Genomic DNA, 15165 nt, shown 5'->3' on the forward strand with positions numbered 1-15165 from the left:
GGTACGCCGATCCGTATGCTGGCCCCGTCCGGCGGCGAGGGGATGTGACATGACGTGGCTGGTGACCGGCGGTGCCGGATACATCGGCTCGCACGTGGTGCGGGCGCTGACGGCCGCCGACATGCCGGTGGTCGTCATCGACGACCTGTCCACCGGGCTGGCGCGGTTCGTGCCCGACTCGGTGCCGCTGGTGCGGGGCAGCCTGCTCGACGCCCGGTTGGTCGCCGAGACGCTGACCGAGCACCGGGTCTCGGGCGTCATCCACGTCGCAGGCTTCAAGTACGCCGGCGTCTCGGTGCAGCGGCCGCTGCACACCTACGAGCAGAACGTCTCGGCGATGGTGACGCTGCTTCAGGCGATGGAGGCGGCAGGCGCGGACAAGCTGGTGTTCTCCTCGAGTGCGGCGACCTACGGCACCCCCGACGTCGACCTGGTCACCGAGCAGACACCGACCGCGCCCGAATCCCCTTACGGCGTGAGCAAATTGATCGGCGAGTGGATGATCCGCGACGCGGCCCGGGCGTCGGGACTGCGCCACACCAGCCTGCGCTACTTCAACGTGGTGGGCTCGGGTTCGGCGGAATTGTTCGACGTCAGCCCGCACAACCTGTTCCCGGTCGTGTTCGACATGCTGTGCCGCGGCGAGACGCCCCGGATCAACGGCGCCGACTACGCCACCCCGGACGGCACCTGCGTGCGGGACTACGTGCACGTCGCGGACCTGGCGCTGGCGCATGTGGCCGCCGCGCGGCGGCTGGACGCCGGCGAGTCGCTCGAACCCGTGTACAACCTCGGCAGCGGCAGCGGCACCTCGGTGCGCGAGATCATGACGACGATCCGCGACGTCACCGGCTTCGACTTCGAACCCCACATCGGTCCGCGCCGGCCCGGTGACCCCGCGCGCATCGTCGCGGCCGGACACCTGGCCGCCCGCGACCTCGACTGGAAGATGCGGCACACGCTGGAGGACATGGTCCGCTCAGCGTGGGCGGCGCGCCGGCAAGCGGGAGACGCGTATCCGCGGTAACTCCTGGGTCGCCCGCACCGCCGCCGCACTGATCGTCGTGCAGTTGGTGGTGCGCGCCGTGCTGGCGTTCGGCGGCTACTTCTACTGGGACGACCTGATCCTGATCGGCCGGGCCGGCACCCAGAACCTGCTGTCGCCGGCCTACCTGTTCGACGACCACGACGGCCACGTCATGCCCGCGGCGTTCCTGGTCGCCGGCGCGATCACGCGGTTGGCGCCGCTGCAGTGGGCCGGCCCGGCGATCAGCCTGCTGGTGCTGCAGGCGTTGGCGTCGCTGGCGCTGCTGCGCGCCCTGCACGTCATCCTGGGGTGGCGACCAGTGCTGTTGGTGCCGTTGACGTTCGCGCTGTTCACCCCGCTGGCGGTGCCCGGGTTCGCGTGGTGGGCGGCGGCGCTGAACTCACTGCCGATGCTGGCCGCGCTGGCGTGGGTGTGCGGTGATGCGATCCTGCTGCAGCGCACCGGGAACCGGCGCTACGCGGTGACGGGTCTGCTGGTGTACGTGGGCGGGCTGTTGTTCTTCGAGAAGGCCGCTGTGATCCCGTTCGTCGCGTTCGCGGTCACGGCGCTGCTGGCGTACGTGACGGGTACGGCGCCACTGGCGACCGTGTGGCGCAGAGGTATTCGGCTGTGGGTGCCTGCCCTGGCGGTGACGGCGGCGTGGGTCGCGGTGTATCTGGCGGTCGTCGACCAGAAGCGGTGGAGCTTCGATCTGTCGATGACGACCGAGCTGCTGGCGCGGTCGATCAGCCACGGCATCGTCCCGGGGCTGGTCGGCGGCCCGTGGGAGTGGCAGCGGTGGGCGCCGGCATCGCCGTGGGGCACGCCGCCGGTCGCGGCGATGGTGCTGGGCTGGGTTGCGCTGGCGGCGATGGTCGCGGTGACGGTGCTGCGCAAGCAGCGGATCGCGGCGGTGTGGATGGTGGCGGTCGGGTATGCGCTGGCGTGCCAGATCCCGATCTACCTGATGCGTTCGTCGCAGTTCACCGCGCTCGAACTGGCGCAGACCCTGCGCTACCTGCCGGATCTGGTCGTCGTACTGGCGCTGCTGGCCGCGGTCGGGTTGTGCGCGCCGAACCGGGAGCGGGCGCGGTGGCTCGACGCGTCGCGGGCGCGCACGGCGGTGGTCACCGTCGCGGTTACGGCCTTCGTGGTGAGCAGCCTGTATTCGACGGCGACGTTTTTGACCAGTTGGCGCGACAACCCCGCGCAGCCGTATCTGCAGAACGCGGTCGCCGGGTTGGGTGCGGCCGCGGCGGCATCGGATGCGCCGATGCTCGACCAGGAGGTCGACCCGATGGTGCTGCAGCGGGTGGTGGGCCCGGAGAACCGGATCAGTCACATGTTCGCGCTGGTTCGCGAGCGGCCCGAATTTGACTCGGCGACAACAGATCTGCGAATGCTGGACAGTACCGGTGCGGTGGTGGACGCGAAGGTGACCTGGGTGCGCAGCATCGTGCCGGGGCCGGCGCCGGACTGCGGGTACCTGGTGCAGCCGGAGACGCCGGTGCGGATTCCACTCGACGGTCCGCTGCTGCCCGCGGACTGGACCGCCGAGATCAACTACCTGGCCAACAGCGACGGCTCGCTGACGATGGCGCTGTCGGAGGGCCCTGAGGTGAAGGTGCCGGTGCGGCCGGGCCTGAACCGGGTGTTCGTCCGGCTGCCCGGCGCCGGCGACGCGATCACGGTGGCGGCGAACACCGCCGCGCTGTCGGTGTGCATCGCGGCGGGCCCGGTCGGATTCGTGGCACCGAGGTAGTCAGGCCGCTGCGATAATCGGACGGTGGGTTCGATCGATGCCTTCCTCGCGACCTGGTCCAGCGCACGCCAGACCTACGGCGAGGGCACACCGCAGACCGGCGCCCAGTACGACAACAGCAGCCGGCTGACCGCGCTCGCCTCTGACCTGGAGGGCGCCGCACCGGGCTCGCGGTGGACCGGCAGCGCGGCGGACAATTACGGTGCCGTCAAAACCGAGCACCGACGGGTGATCGGTGCACTGGCTGACCTCGACCGGCGACTCGCCACCGAGGTCGACAACTCGGCGCGATCGGTTGACGCGGGCCGGCGCAATCTCGAGGAACTGCGCACCTGGGTGATCGACGCGGCCAACAGCGTGCCGCCCGGCAAGAACGCCGAGACCCTGCGTATGGCGATCGCGCAGAAGGGTCTTGCGCAGCTGCAGGAGATCGTCCAACAGTCCAACACCGAATCCAACGCCACCGCCCAACGCATTCAGGCGCTGAAGGGCGAGTTCGAGGCGCTCGGCAATCAGAAGTTCGCCAAGGAAGGCGGCGGGGGCGACGTTCTCGACGACAAGGCCGCTGAAGACACGAAGAAGCGGGCCGAAGAGGACGTCGAGCAGGCGCTCAAGGAAGGCGACAAGGACGCGGCGGGTCGCGTGCAGGCCGTGTTGGACACGATCACTCCCGAACAACTCTCCGGAGCCACGCCGCTGTCTGCGGAACAGAGCGCCTATCTGAGCCAGATGCAGCATCAGCAGAAGGACATGAGCGTCGCGGACCTGAAGGCCGCCGAGGACCGACTGGGTGACAACGGGCGGATCATCGGCGACTCGTGGCAGCTGATGACCAACGACGACATCGATTTCCCGAACGCCGAAACCGGTCAGATCGCCCCCGATGAGAAGAAGTTCGAGAACCTGCCGCAGAGCGTGCAGGACGCGATCAAGTCTCCCGGATTGCTGCACGACCGCCAGATGTCGGACATCGCCGCGATCGTCAAAGACGGGGACGCGAAGTTCCAGAACGGCACCGAAATCGATCGCGAGATGATGCGCAAAGCCGACCGCATGATGGATGCCCCGCTGTTCGAGAAGAGTACCGGCCAGCCGGGCGACGGCTCACGCCCACAATATGACGTTGTGCTGCAGGACATCTTCGACTCCGCGGGCCGTGACCACCAGATCGTGCACGACCACATCACCGGCACGCACGGCGACGACGGCCAGGACTTCATGATGGATGTCAGCACGCATGAGTGGAACGATGACGGGAAGGCCGCCGGCGGGCTGTTCGAATGGACGAAGGACGCGAACAACCCGATCGCCGCCGAGACGGCCAACGTCTACGCCGAATTCCTGGGGCGCGAGAGCGACAACCTGCTGGCGATCGACGGCAACCGCCAGATCGGCGACATCAATCCCGAACTGGTCAAGGCGTTCTCCAACGGTTTGATGCCGTACCAGGAGGAGTTGGTCGAAGAGAATCCTTCGGTGGACACCGCCTTCGAGCCGCTTGACGATCTCGGGAGCTCGATGGACAAGACCAAGGGCCTGTTCGCAGTCATCGACTCGCAGCCTGATGCAGCGCGCGAATTCAACGAGGCGGCGTACAGGAAGGCCTTGGCCATGCAGGAGTCGTTCGCACAACTGGCTCGCGAGAATCCCGGCCTCACCGGATTCGACAAGCGACTCGACGACCTGCAGAGCTCAGCAAGGATGCTTTCGGTGATCGACGGTGGCATGCATCAGGAAACGTTGTCGAACATCGAGAACGGAAAAATGAACGCAGAGCAGGCGCTGGAGAATGCGAAGCAGTCACACGAGTTCAAGAAGGACATCTTGCGCAGCATCTTCTCCTACGGCCCAGGTGGGGATCTGGTGACCAACTCGATGGCCGACCTACTCGCTGGTCGTGAGCCGGATCCCGCGGATTTCAGATTCAACCCCGATGGGACAGTGAGCGATATCGGACTGTCCCAAACACAGCTGTCGGTACAGCATCAGATCACCAATGCTCAGTACACCGTCGCGAACCAGTTCATCGAACAGGGGAATCCGTTCATCGATCCGCAATTCTTCAACGCCGATGGTTCGCTGAAGTCGCCAGGACAAATCGATCCCGGCAGCTGGAGTCAGTATGACGCACAGCTGACCGCGGCAATGGCCCAGTACACGCAGATCAACAGCATGCTTGGCAAGTTTGCCGACACGTTCGGTCTCATTGGCGGTCCGCAGAAGTGACATCCGTAGCCCGAGTGCGGCCGCTGAGAATTCTGCTCATGATGATCACAGCGTCGGGTCTGGTCCTCGGGTGCACATCGCACCACGAGCCCGAGTTGCCGTCGAGCACGGACACCGCCGCCATCGCTGAGCGCGTCACGGGGTCTGACGGTCCCATCTTTCTGCGGGACATCGCCTCCACTGAATGGCAGGATGACGGCCGTCGCGCTGGAGATCTCTTCGCGTGGATTCCGCAGAATGCGCAGTCGAGCGATCGCCAGACTGCGACCCGTGCCGGAGAGTCGGCACACGCAATCGCGTCGTTCATCGCCGACGAGAAGGATGCGCTCGACGGTGCGCCCGCTAATTCCGCTCTCTGGCAGAGCTTTGCCCGCAGTCTGACGCCTTACCTCGGTGCGATGGTGGGAGACGAGCGAGGCATCGCCGGCTTTCCTCCGCTCGATGGTCTCGACTCGGCGATGCGCCGCACCGCCGCCGTCTTCGCGATGATGCACAGAGATCCCGAAGCCATCCGGCTCTTCACCGAAGCCGCTACCGAGCGTGCGCACACATTCGAAACTGGCTTCGCTGAAACAGCGGCGGCAGAACCGACGCTGACTCGCAGCGGCGATGCCCTAGAGGACCTGATGCGGGCAGCTCGGTTACGAGGCCTTCTCGCCGCCGGTGCCCATATCGCCGATCCGGAGTCGCCCGTAGCGACGCCGATGCACGCGCAGACCGAAGTGATGTATCAGGTGGCCTCGCGGTCCGCGCGCCCCGGCAACCCGCACATCAGTCCGGAATTCTTCCGCGACGGGCGGCTGCTCTCACCGGAGGAGATCCCTGAAAGCAACTGGAGTATCTACGACAGCCAACTGACCGTGTACCTGGCGCCTTTCAGACAGATCAGTGACGCGATCCGCCAGTTCGGCCAAAGATTCGTCGTCGTCGCCGACCAATGAACGTCATGCGACGTAGCGGAAAGTGGCTCGCGGTTCTGACCGCCATGGCGGTGCTGAACGGCTGTCAGCTGTTCGACTTTGGCAGGCCCAATCTTCCTCCGAGCGGAGATCCTGCCGCCGTCGTCGACCGCGTATCAGGCCCAGACGGTCAGCGCTTTCTACTCGAAATCACCTCCGCATCATGGGAAGACAACGGCCGCCGTGCGGGCGAGCTATTCGCCTGGATACCGCGCGGTGCCCAGTCGGACGACCCCGCTACCTCGGCCCGCGCCGCCGAGACGGCGCATGCCATCGCGTCGTTTCTAGCGGACGACCGCGACCAGATTGCCGACTCTCCAGACAATCCCGCGCTGTGGCGGTCCTTCACCGACAGTCTGATTCCGTACCTCGGGGCAATGGTCGGCGACGACCGAGGCATCGCGGGCTTCGCTCCGTTGGACGGTCTCGAGTCTCCGATGCGTCGCACGGCTTCACTGTTCGCAGCGATGACCAAAGACAGCGAGGCCAACCGCGCCTGGGTCGACGCCGCCGACGCCAAAGCGCTCGAGTACGAGCAGGCGTTCGCCAAAGCCGCAGTAGCCGAACCGTTGCTTGCCGACAGAGGCGTTGCCCAGCGAGACCTATTGCGGGCTGCCCGGCTCCGGAGCCTGGTCGCGACCGGTGATCACCTCACGAATCCGGAGTCCCCGACACCGATCTCGACCGCGGGAGAAATCGAGATCAAGTACCAAGTGGCAGCATTGACCGCTCGTGATGACGACCCGCACATCAATGAAGAATTCTTTCGAGACGGCCGCCTCCTGCCACTCAGCGACATACCGGACAGCTATCGGAGCATCTACGACAGCCAACTCACCGTGTACCTCACGCCGTGGCCGCGCATCCGCGAAGCGGTAGCCCAATTCGGACGTACCTACAACAGGATCGCAAACGGACAGTGATGCAGGATGGGTACCGGTACCTGTATGCGTGCACCCGGTTGGATAACTGCCGCCGTCGCTCTGGTTGGCCTGATCGCTGCCTGCACGTCGGACCGTGCGCCCGAACTCCCACCGAGCAGCGACACGGCGGTCATTGCCGCCCGCGTCATGGGCGCCGAGGGGCAGGCGTTTCTATCGGACCTCCTTGCCGCGTCGTGGGACGACGACGGCCGCCGTGCGGGTGAGCTATTCGCCTGGATCCCGCGCGACGCTCAATCTGACGACCCCGCTGCGGCGACCCGTGCCGGCGAGACAGCGCACGCGATCGCGTCGTTCCTGGCCGACGAACGCGACACCATCGCGGAGACCCCAGCCAATTCCGACCTGTGGCGATCCTTCGCTGACAGCCTGATCCCGTACCTGGGTGCGCTCGTCGGCGATGACCGACGCATATCCGGCTTCGCCTCCCTGGATGGGCTTAACTCTCAGATGCGCCGCGCAGCCTCACTGTTCGCAGCGATGACGAAAGACAGCGAGGCCAACCGCGCCTGGGTCGACGCCGCCGACGCCAAGGCGCTTGAGTACGAGCAGGCGTTCGCCAAAGCCGCGGTAGCCGATCCTTTGCAGGCGGACAGCGGGGATGCTCAACGAGACCTATTGCGGGCTGCCCGACTTCGGAGCCTGGTCGCGACCGGTGATCGACTGGCGAATCCCGATGCGCCCCGGCCCGTCCCGACGTACGCCGAGACCGCGGTCATGTATCAGGTGGCGTCGTTGACGGCCCGTGATGACGACCCCCAGATCAATGAAAAGTTCTTCCGCGACGGGCGTCTGTTACCGATAGACGAGATACCGGAAGAAGACCGATCCATCTATCGCGCCCAACTCAGGGTGTATCTCGTCCCTTGGCCACAGATCGGCGCCGCGATCGAGCGGTATGCGCGCACCTACAGCACGATCGCCGACGGACAGTGAGGTACTTGCTCGATCGCCTGCACCGAAATCATCTGCCGCAGGCGCATGCCACGCTGTCGGTATGACAGATGTGCGCGAACAAGGGCTTCAAGTTTTCCGTGAATTGCTTCCGGGCGTCCTACCCGACGGTGACGTCGAACTGCCCACCGGCAACTTCGCCGACGAGATGTTCGGGCTGGCCCTGGACAGCGTGTTCGGGCGCCTGTGGACCCGCGACGGGTTGAGCCGCCGCGACCGCAGTCTCGTCACCCTCGGTGTCCTCATCGCCCTGCGCGCCGACGAAGAACTGAAGCTGCACTTCAAGATTGCCCGCACCAACGGCCTCAGCGACGCCGAGATCGCCGAAGTCCTCTACCACTGCACCGGCTACACCGGCTTTCCGGCCGCCACCTCCGCAATGAAAATCGCCGAGGAAACGTTGCGCGAGACATGAGCATCGCACCGGTCACCCATCACCGCGTCGCCGTCGACGGCATCGACACCTTCTACCGGCAGGCGGGTCCGCCCGACGCGCCTGTTGTTCTGCTGCCCCACGGCTACCCGGCGTCGTCGTACGTGTACCGAAATCTGATGGCCGCACTCGGCAAGCGGTGGCGCCTCGTCGCACCCGACCTGCCCGGATTCGGTTACAGCGCAACCCCTTCAACCGATGACTTCGGCTACACCTTCGAGGCGTACGCGGCGTTCCTGCGGTCGTTCGTCGACACCCTTGGCCTCCAGCGCTACGCCATCTGGCTGCACGACTACGGCTCGCAGTTCGGTTTCCGGCTGGCGATGTCCGCACCTGACCGCGTCGCCGGACTCGTCATCCAGAACGGCGACATCTACGCCGACGCGTTCGGCCCGAAATACGACTTCCTCAAACCACTGTGGGAGAACCCCGGACCGGCCTCACGCCGCCGCATCGCCGCGCACGTCACCCTCGCCGGGTTCGAGAGCGAGTTCCGCGGCGAACTACCCGCCGACGTCGCCGACCGGATCAGCCCCGACCTGTGGACGCTGCACTGGTCGCTGATGAACACCCCCGACCGGCTGGCCAACCTCATCCGTCTGCTCGAGGATCAGCCCACCACGCTGGGCTGGTTCCCCGACGAACAGGCCTACCTGCGCGAACACCAGCCACCGACGCTGATCGTGTGGGGCCCGCACGACGGCTACATGCCCGAGGAGTCGGCACGCGCCTACCACCGCGACCTGCCTGACGCGCCGCTGCACCTGCTCGGCGGCGGCCACTGGCTGCTCGAGACGCATCTGGACGAGGTGGTGCCGCTGGTCGACGAATTCCTGCACCGGGCGTACGGCGCAAAAGACGAGAGCCACCTAGGAGAATCGAACTCCTGACCTGCTCATTACGAGTGAGCCGCTCTACCGACTGAGCTAAGGTGGCGTGCCCCTACGGGCGGGACGAGTCTACGGCAGTGCCCGCCGCGGACCCAACTCGCCGGATCAATCGCGCAGCGCCTGCCCCACCGTCGCGACCATCGCGTCGACCGCGAACTTGGGCTTGACGTTGACCGCCAGCGCCTCGCGGCACTCCAGCACCGCTTCGATGCAGCGCAACAACCGCTCCGGCGCTGCGTGCGCAGCCAGCCGGGCCACCTCGTCGCCCATGTCCGGGTGGTTCTGCTGCACGCCGGCGGCCCCCGAGGCCACCAGCAACGCGTCGCGGAAGTAGGTCGCCAGGTCGATCAGCGCACGGTCCAGGGAATCGCGCGAGGCTCGGGTGCGGCGCGACTTCTGCCGTCGCTCCAAGGCACTGAGCGCACCCGCGGACCCGCGCAGCGCCCCGGCCGCACCCTTACCGGTACCGCCGGCACCCAGCGCGGTGCGCAACTCCTCGGTCTCGGCCTCGTTGCGCTCGACGGTCAACGCGACCGCCTCGTCCTCGGCCGTCTTCACCAGCTCCTCGGCCGCCGCGTAGGCCCGCGACGGCGTCGCGGCGTCCCGCGCCAGGCTCAGCGCCCGCTTGCGGCGCTCCCTGGCCTGCTCGTCGGTGGCCAGCCGTCGCGCCCGGCCGACATGCCCGCCGCTGACCGACGCCGCCCACCGCGCGTCCGCCTCGTCGAGCCCGTCGCTGTCGATCAGCACGTCGGCGATCGCGTCCACGGCCGGGGTCACCAACGCCACATGCCGACACCGCGACCGCAGCGTGATCGCGATGTCCTCGGGGTCCACCGACGGCGCGCACAGCAGGAACACCGTCGACGGGGGCGGCTCCTCGACCACCTTGAGCAGCGCGTTGGCCGCGCCCTCGGTCAGCCGGTCGGCGTCCTCGATCACCACGATCTGCCAGCGCCCGGTGCCCGGCCGCCGCGAGGCGATCTGCACGATGGCGCGCATCTCATCGACACCGATCGACAGCCCCTCCGGAACGATGCGGCGCACATCGGCGTGCGTTCCTGCCATCGTCGTCGTGCACGCCCGGCACTCCCCGCAGCCCGGGGTGCCCTCCGACGTGCACTGCAGTGCCGCCGCGAAACACAGCGCCGCCACCGACCGGCCCGACCCCGGCGGCCCGGTGATCAGCCACGCGTGTGTCATGGTCCCGACGACGCCGCCGCTGTGAGCGGTATCACCGCGCGCGGCGCGGGCCGCGGCCACCAGCTCAGCCTCCACCGCATGCTGGCCCACGAGCCGCGCGAAAACACCAGACATCGCAGATAACAGTAATGCTGCGAACCGACACGTCCGTCTCACACCACCCTTCTGCGTCCCCGACGCCCGATACGGTTGACGCGTGGACATGGACGCGAAACCCATCGGGCGAATCGGTGCATTCGTCCGCTGGGCCGCGCGCACCCCGTGGCCGGTGTTCACGCTGGGCATGGTGCAGGCCGACATCATCGGCGCGCTGCTGGTCCTGAGCTTCCTGCGGTTCGGGCTGCCGCCGGAGGACCGCATCCAGCTGCAGGATCTGCCGGCGTTCAACCTCGCGGTCTTCCTGGGCTTCCTGTTCGTCTCGTTCACCATCGCCGCTTACTGGAGCCTGCGGCTGCTGATCCCGGTGATGCGCTGGCAGCGCCGCGACATGCTGCTGGGCGAACGCGACACCGAGGACACCGAGGTGGCCCGCACCCGGGCGCTGAAGATGCCGTTCTACCGCTCGGTGATCAACGTCGCGAACTGGTTCCTCGGTTCGGTGGTGTTCATCGTCGCCAGCTGGCCGGTGGCCAGTAAGTCGGCGCCGGTCGTCGCGGTCGCCACCGGCCTGGGTGCGACGGCCACCGCGATCATCGGCTACCTGCAGTCCGAGCGCGTGTTGCGTCCGGTGGCGGTCGCGGCGCTGCGCGGCGGTGTCCCGGAGAACTTCCGGGCGCCGGGGGTGATCGCGCGGCAGGTCATGACGTGGGTGCTGTCGACGGCGGTACCGATCATCGCGATCGTGCTGGCGCTGGTGGCCAGCAAGTTCGAAATCCTCACCGCCCCCGCCGACCGGCTGACCACCCCGATCCTGATCCTGGCGATCTCGGCGCTGGTGGTGGGACTTGCGGGCACCGTGCTGGTGGCCATGTCGATCGCCGACCCGCTGCGCCAGCTGCGCTGGGCGCTCGGTGAGGTGCAGCGCGGCAACTACAACGCGCACATGCAGATCTACGACGCCAGCGAGCTGGGCCTGCTGCAGGCCGGTTTCAACGACATGGTCCGCGACCTGGCCGAACGGCAACGGCTGCGCGATCTGTTCGGCCGCTACGTCGGCGAGGACGTGGCCCGCCGCGCGCTGGAGCGCGGCACCGAACTCGGCGGTCAGGAACGCGACGTCGCGGTGCTGTTCGTCGACCTGGTCGGCTCGACGCAGCTGGCGTCGACCATCCCCGCCGCCGACGTGGTCAACCTGCTCAACGACTTCTTCCGCGTGGTGGTCGACACGGTCAACCGGCACGGCGGCTTCGTCAACAAGTTTCAGGGCGACGCGGCGTTGGCCATCTTCGGCGCGCCGATCGAACACCCCGACGCGTGCGGTGCGGCGCTGGCGGCCTCGCGCGAACTGCACGACGACCTGATCCGGGTGCTGGGGCAGACCGAGTTCGGCATCGGGGTGTCGGCGGGACGCGCGATCGCCGGGCACATCGGCGCACAGGCCCGCTTCGAGTACACCGTGATCGGCGACCCGGTCAACGAGGCGGCGCGCCTGACCGAGCTGGCGAAGCTGGAGGAAGGCCACGTGCTGGCCTCGGCGATCGCGGTCAGCGGTGCGCTCGACGCCGAAGCGCTGTGCTGGGACGTCGGCGAGATCGTCGAACTCCGCGGCCGCATCGCACCGACGCAGCTGGCGCGCCCGGTGAACCTGGCCTCCGCCGAAAGCATCCGCAGCGAAGCCAACGGCGAACGCGAGGGCGCCGACGTCCGCGAGCAGCCGGCCTAGCTCTTCTTGGCGGCCTTCGACGCGGTCTTCTTGGCCGCCTTCTTCGCCGGCGACTTCTTCGCGGTCTTCTTGACCGCCTTCTTCTTGACCGGCCCCCGCGCGCGGCGGTCGGCCAGCAGTTCGGCGGCCCGCTCGTCGGTGATCGACAGCACGTCGTCGCCCTTGCGCAGACTGGCGTTGGTCTCACCGTCGGTGACGTACGGGCCGAACCGGCCGTCCTTGATCACCATCGGCTTACCGGAGGCCGGGTCGTTGCCCAACTCGCGAAGCGGCGGGGCCGCGGCCCGTTGTCCGCCACGGCGTTTGGGCTCGGAGTAAATCTTGAGCGCCTCGTCGAGCGTGATGTCGAACATCTGCTCTTCGGTGGCCAGCGACCGGGAGTCGTTGCCGCGCTTGAGGTACGGGCCGTAGCGACCGTTCTGCGCGGTGATCTCCTCACCGGTGTTCGGGTCGACGCCGACCACCCGCGGCAGCGACAGCAGGCGCAACGCGTCGTCCAGCGTCACCGTCTCCAGGTCCATCGACCGCAGCAGCGAACCGGTGCGCGGTTTGGGACCCGTGGGCTTCTTGCCCTTCTTCGCGGCCGTCCCGGCCTCGCCGTCGTCCGGCGGCTCGGGCAGGATCTCGGTGACGTACGGGCCGTAGCGGCCGTCCTTGGCGACGATCTCGTGCCCCGTCGCCGGATCGATACCCAGCGAGCGGCCCTCTTGCGGTGTGGAGAACAGCTTTTCGGCCAGCTCGAGGGTCAGCTCGTCGGGGGTCAGACCCTCCTTGAGGTTGGCCCGCTGCGGTTTGAGTTCACCGTCGGCGCTGTCGGGGTCGACGACCATCCGCTCGAGGTAGGGGCCGTTCTTGCCCACCCGCACGTAGATCGGACGACCCTCGTCGTCGTCGAACAGCTTGATGGAGTTGACTTCTCGCGCGTCGATCTCTTCGAGGTTGACGCCGACGAGCTTCTTGAGGCCACCTGCGCGGGCGATCGAGTCCTCGACCCCGTGATCGCCACCGAAGTAGAAGTTGTTGAGCCAGTTGGTCCTTTGCTCGCTACCCGAGGCGATCGCGTCGAGCTCGTCTTCCATCGCGGCGGTGAACCCGTAGTCGACGAGCCGGCTGAAATGCTGCTCGAGCAAACCGATGACGGCGAACGCCACCCACGACGGCACCAGCGCGCTGCCGCGTTTGACGACATAACCGCGGTCCTGGATGGTCTTGATGATCGACGAGTACGTCGACGGCCGGCCGATGCCGAGATCCTCGAGCGCCTTGATCAGCGACGCCTCGGTGTAGCGGGCCGGCGGCGAGGTGGTGTGCCCGTCGGCGGTCAGGTCCGCGGCGTCGACACGCTGCCCCTGCTGCAGCTGCGGCAGCCGGCTCTCGGCGTCGTCGGCCTGGCCGCCGGCCAGCTCGTCGATGCTCTCGACGTAGGCCTTCAGGAAGCCGGGGAACGTGATCGTGCGACCGGAGGCGTTGAACACCACCTGCTCACCGGAACTCGCGGCACCGGAGATGCGCAGCGACAGCGTCGTCCCCCGCGCGTCGGCCATCTGGGAGGCGACGGTGCGCTGCCAGATCAGCTCGTAGAGCCGGAACTCGTCGTTGTCCAGCGCACTGTGCAGCTGGCCGGGCGTGGAGAACACGTCGCCGGCGGGCCGGATCGCCTCGTGCGCCTCCTGGGCGTTCTTGACCTTGCGGGTGTACTGGCGCGGCGACGGGTGCAGGTACTCCTCGCCGTAAAGCTGGCGGGCCTGGTTACGCGCGGCGTCGATGGCCGACTGCGACAGCGTGGTCGAGTCGGTGCGCATATAAGTGATGTAGCCGTTCTCGTAGAGCCGCTGCGCGATGCTCATCGTGCGCTCCGAGGAGAACCGCAGCTTGCGGCCCGCCTCCTGCTGCAACGTCGAGGTCATGAACGGCGGGTACGGCTTGCGGGTGTAGGGCTTCTGCTCCACCGACGACACCGACAGCTGCGCGCCCCGCAGCCCGGACGCCAGCGCGGTCGCCGCGGCCTCGTCGAGCACCCGCACCTCGTCGGGCTTGCGCACCGCGCCCAGCGAGTCGAAGTCGCGGCCGGTGGCCACCCGCAGACCGTCGACGGTGTTGAGTTTGGCGGTGAACTTCGGCGGCGTGGCCTGCGGATCGGACACGCTGGCGTCCAGCTCGGCGGTGACGTCCCAGTACGCGGCGCTGCGGAACGCCATCCGCTCGCGTTCGCGCTGCACGATGATCCGGGTCGCCACCGACTGCACCCGGCCCGCCGACAGCTTCGGCGCGACCTTCTTCCACAGCACCGGGCTGACCTCGTAGCCGTAGAGCCGGTCCAGGATGCGGCGCGTCTCCTGCGCGTCGACCAGGTCGTTGTCCAGGTCGCGGGGGTCTTCGGCGGCGGCGCGGATCGCCGGCTCGGTGATCTCGTGGAACACCATCCGTTTGACCGGCACCCGCGGCTTGAGGGTCTCGAGCAGGTGCCACGCGATGGCCTCGCCTTCGCGGTCACCGTCTGTGGCCAGGTAGAGCTCGTCGACGTCCTTGAGCAGGTCCTTGAGCTCGGCGACCGTGCTCTTCTTCTCCGGGCTGATGATGTAGAGCGGCTCGAAGTTGTGGTCGACGTCCACCCCGAGGCGGGCCCACGGCTCGGATTTGTACTTCGCGGGCACGTCGGCGGCGTTGCGCGGCAGGTCGCGGATATGCCCGCGAGACGACTCGACGATGTAGTTGGAGCCCAGGTAGCCGGCTATTTTGCGCGCCTTGGTGGGCGACTCGACTATGACGAGCCGCCGCACGTTGCCGTTGCGGCCGCTACCGCGGTCCTCGTCTGCTGCCACCTTCGCGCACGCTCCACTTCTTTCACTGCCGTCAGGGTCGAGGATGCCCGTTCCCACGGACCTTCGATCCTGTCGGCAACTGACAATTTGGCACCCCGCGCGGGCCGACGCAAACTGACCCCCCTGTTT

The 15165-nt window shown here is 67.5% G+C and carries 11 protein-coding genes and 1 tRNA gene; 9 read left to right on the forward strand and 3 right to left on the reverse strand.

All coding sequences use genetic code 11. From position 1 onward, the window contains the following. Nucleotides 1-49: 49 nt before the first annotated feature. The 8 genes from galE to BHQ18_RS19525 all read left to right on the forward strand — a co-directional run bounded on the left by galE (nucleotide 50) and on the right by BHQ18_RS19525 (nucleotide 9192). On the forward strand, nucleotides 50-1027 hold the full coding sequence (galE, locus tag BHQ18_RS19490) for a UDP-glucose 4-epimerase GalE (RefSeq protein ID WP_069415301.1): 978 nt from the start codon (nucleotides 50-52) through the stop codon (nucleotides 1025-1027). Continuing rightward, on the forward strand, nucleotides 1017-2789 hold the full coding sequence (locus tag BHQ18_RS19495) for a hypothetical protein (protein ID WP_084294168.1): 1773 nt from the start codon (nucleotides 1017-1019) through the stop codon (nucleotides 2787-2789). The genes galE and BHQ18_RS19495 overlap by 11 nt, the downstream gene beginning before the upstream one ends. A gap of 24 nt (nucleotides 2790-2813) precedes the next feature. Then, nucleotides 2814-5015 carry a TPR repeat domain-containing protein gene (locus BHQ18_RS19500; RefSeq protein WP_069415303.1) on the forward strand — a complete coding sequence of 734 codons (2202 nt, stop codon included), beginning with the start codon at nucleotides 2814-2816 and terminating at the stop codon, nucleotides 5013-5015. A gap of 38 nt (nucleotides 5016-5053) precedes the next feature. Then, nucleotides 5054-5956, forward strand: coding sequence for a hypothetical protein (locus BHQ18_RS19505; RefSeq protein ID WP_131815713.1), 903 nt, complete (start codon nucleotides 5054-5056; stop codon nucleotides 5954-5956). Further along, nucleotides 5953-6897 carry a hypothetical protein gene (locus tag BHQ18_RS19510; RefSeq protein WP_069415305.1) on the forward strand — a complete coding sequence of 315 codons (945 nt, stop codon included), beginning with the start codon at nucleotides 5953-5955 and terminating at the stop codon, nucleotides 6895-6897. Before BHQ18_RS19505 ends, BHQ18_RS19510 begins: the two co-directional genes overlap by 4 nt. A gap of 6 nt (nucleotides 6898-6903) precedes the next feature. Continuing rightward, the gene (locus tag BHQ18_RS19515) at nucleotides 6904-7851 is read left to right on the forward strand and encodes a hypothetical protein (protein ID WP_131815715.1); all 948 of its coding nucleotides are present in this window, start codon (nucleotides 6904-6906) and stop codon (nucleotides 7849-7851) included. Nucleotides 7852-7912: 61 nt separating this feature from the next. Then, nucleotides 7913-8284, forward strand: coding sequence for a carboxymuconolactone decarboxylase family protein (locus tag BHQ18_RS19520; RefSeq protein WP_069415307.1), 372 nt, complete (start codon nucleotides 7913-7915; stop codon nucleotides 8282-8284). Next, nucleotides 8281-9192 carry an alpha/beta fold hydrolase gene (locus BHQ18_RS19525; protein ID WP_234794242.1) on the forward strand — a complete coding sequence of 304 codons (912 nt, stop codon included), beginning with the start codon at nucleotides 8281-8283 and terminating at the stop codon, nucleotides 9190-9192. Before BHQ18_RS19520 ends, BHQ18_RS19525 begins: the two co-directional genes overlap by 4 nt. Here BHQ18_RS19525 and BHQ18_RS19530 read toward each other — a convergent pair. Further along, nucleotides 9166-9238 (reverse strand) — tRNA-Thr (locus tag BHQ18_RS19530). The genes BHQ18_RS19525 and BHQ18_RS19530 overlap by 27 nt on opposite strands. Before the next feature lie 59 nt (nucleotides 9239-9297). Further along, entirely contained in the window at nucleotides 9298-10506 is a 1209-nt protein-coding gene (locus tag BHQ18_RS19535; protein ID WP_069415308.1) for a DNA polymerase III subunit delta', read from the reverse strand. 88 nt (nucleotides 10507-10594) lie between these two features. Between BHQ18_RS19535 and BHQ18_RS19540 the strand changes: the two genes are divergently transcribed. After that, nucleotides 10595-12214, forward strand: coding sequence for an adenylate/guanylate cyclase domain-containing protein (locus BHQ18_RS19540; RefSeq protein ID WP_069415384.1), 1620 nt, complete (start codon nucleotides 10595-10597; stop codon nucleotides 12212-12214). Here BHQ18_RS19540 and topA read toward each other — a convergent pair. Continuing rightward, nucleotides 12211-15036 (reverse strand): type I DNA topoisomerase, encoded by a 2826-nt coding sequence (gene topA, locus BHQ18_RS19545; protein WP_069415309.1) that lies wholly within the window; start codon nucleotides 15034-15036, stop codon nucleotides 12211-12213. The two genes, BHQ18_RS19540 and topA, sit on opposite strands and share 4 nt — an antisense overlap. Between the last annotated feature and the right edge of the window lie 129 nt (nucleotides 15037-15165).

Source organism: Mycolicibacterium flavescens, from assembly GCF_001722335.1.
Classification (GTDB): Bacteria; Actinomycetota; Actinomycetes; order Mycobacteriales; family Mycobacteriaceae; genus Mycobacterium; species Mycobacterium flavescens.

Bases quoted from the DNA above. Each gene is read 5' to 3' on its own strand.
- BHQ18_RS19515 (WP_131815715.1), top strand. From the start codon at position 6,904: ATGGGTACCGGTACCTGTATGCGTGCACCCGGTTGGATAACTGCCGCC.
- BHQ18_RS19525 (WP_234794242.1), top strand. From the start codon at position 8,281: ATGAGCATCGCACCGGTCACCCATCACCGCGTCGCCGTCGACGGCATC.
- BHQ18_RS19535 (WP_069415308.1), bottom strand. From the start codon at position 10,506: ATGTCTGGTGTTTTCGCGCGGCTCGTGGGCCAGCATGCGGTGGAGGCT.
- BHQ18_RS19510 (WP_069415305.1), top strand. From the start codon at position 5,953: ATGAACGTCATGCGACGTAGCGGAAAGTGGCTCGCGGTTCTGACCGCC.
- BHQ18_RS19540 (WP_069415384.1), top strand. From the start codon at position 10,595: ATGGACGCGAAACCCATCGGGCGAATCGGTGCATTCGTCCGCTGGGCC.
- BHQ18_RS19505 (WP_131815713.1), top strand. From the start codon at position 5,054: ATGATGATCACAGCGTCGGGTCTGGTCCTCGGGTGCACATCGCACCAC.
- BHQ18_RS19520 (WP_069415307.1), top strand. From the start codon at position 7,913: ATGACAGATGTGCGCGAACAAGGGCTTCAAGTTTTCCGTGAATTGCTT.
- galE (WP_069415301.1), top strand. From the start codon at position 50: ATGACGTGGCTGGTGACCGGCGGTGCCGGATACATCGGCTCGCACGTG.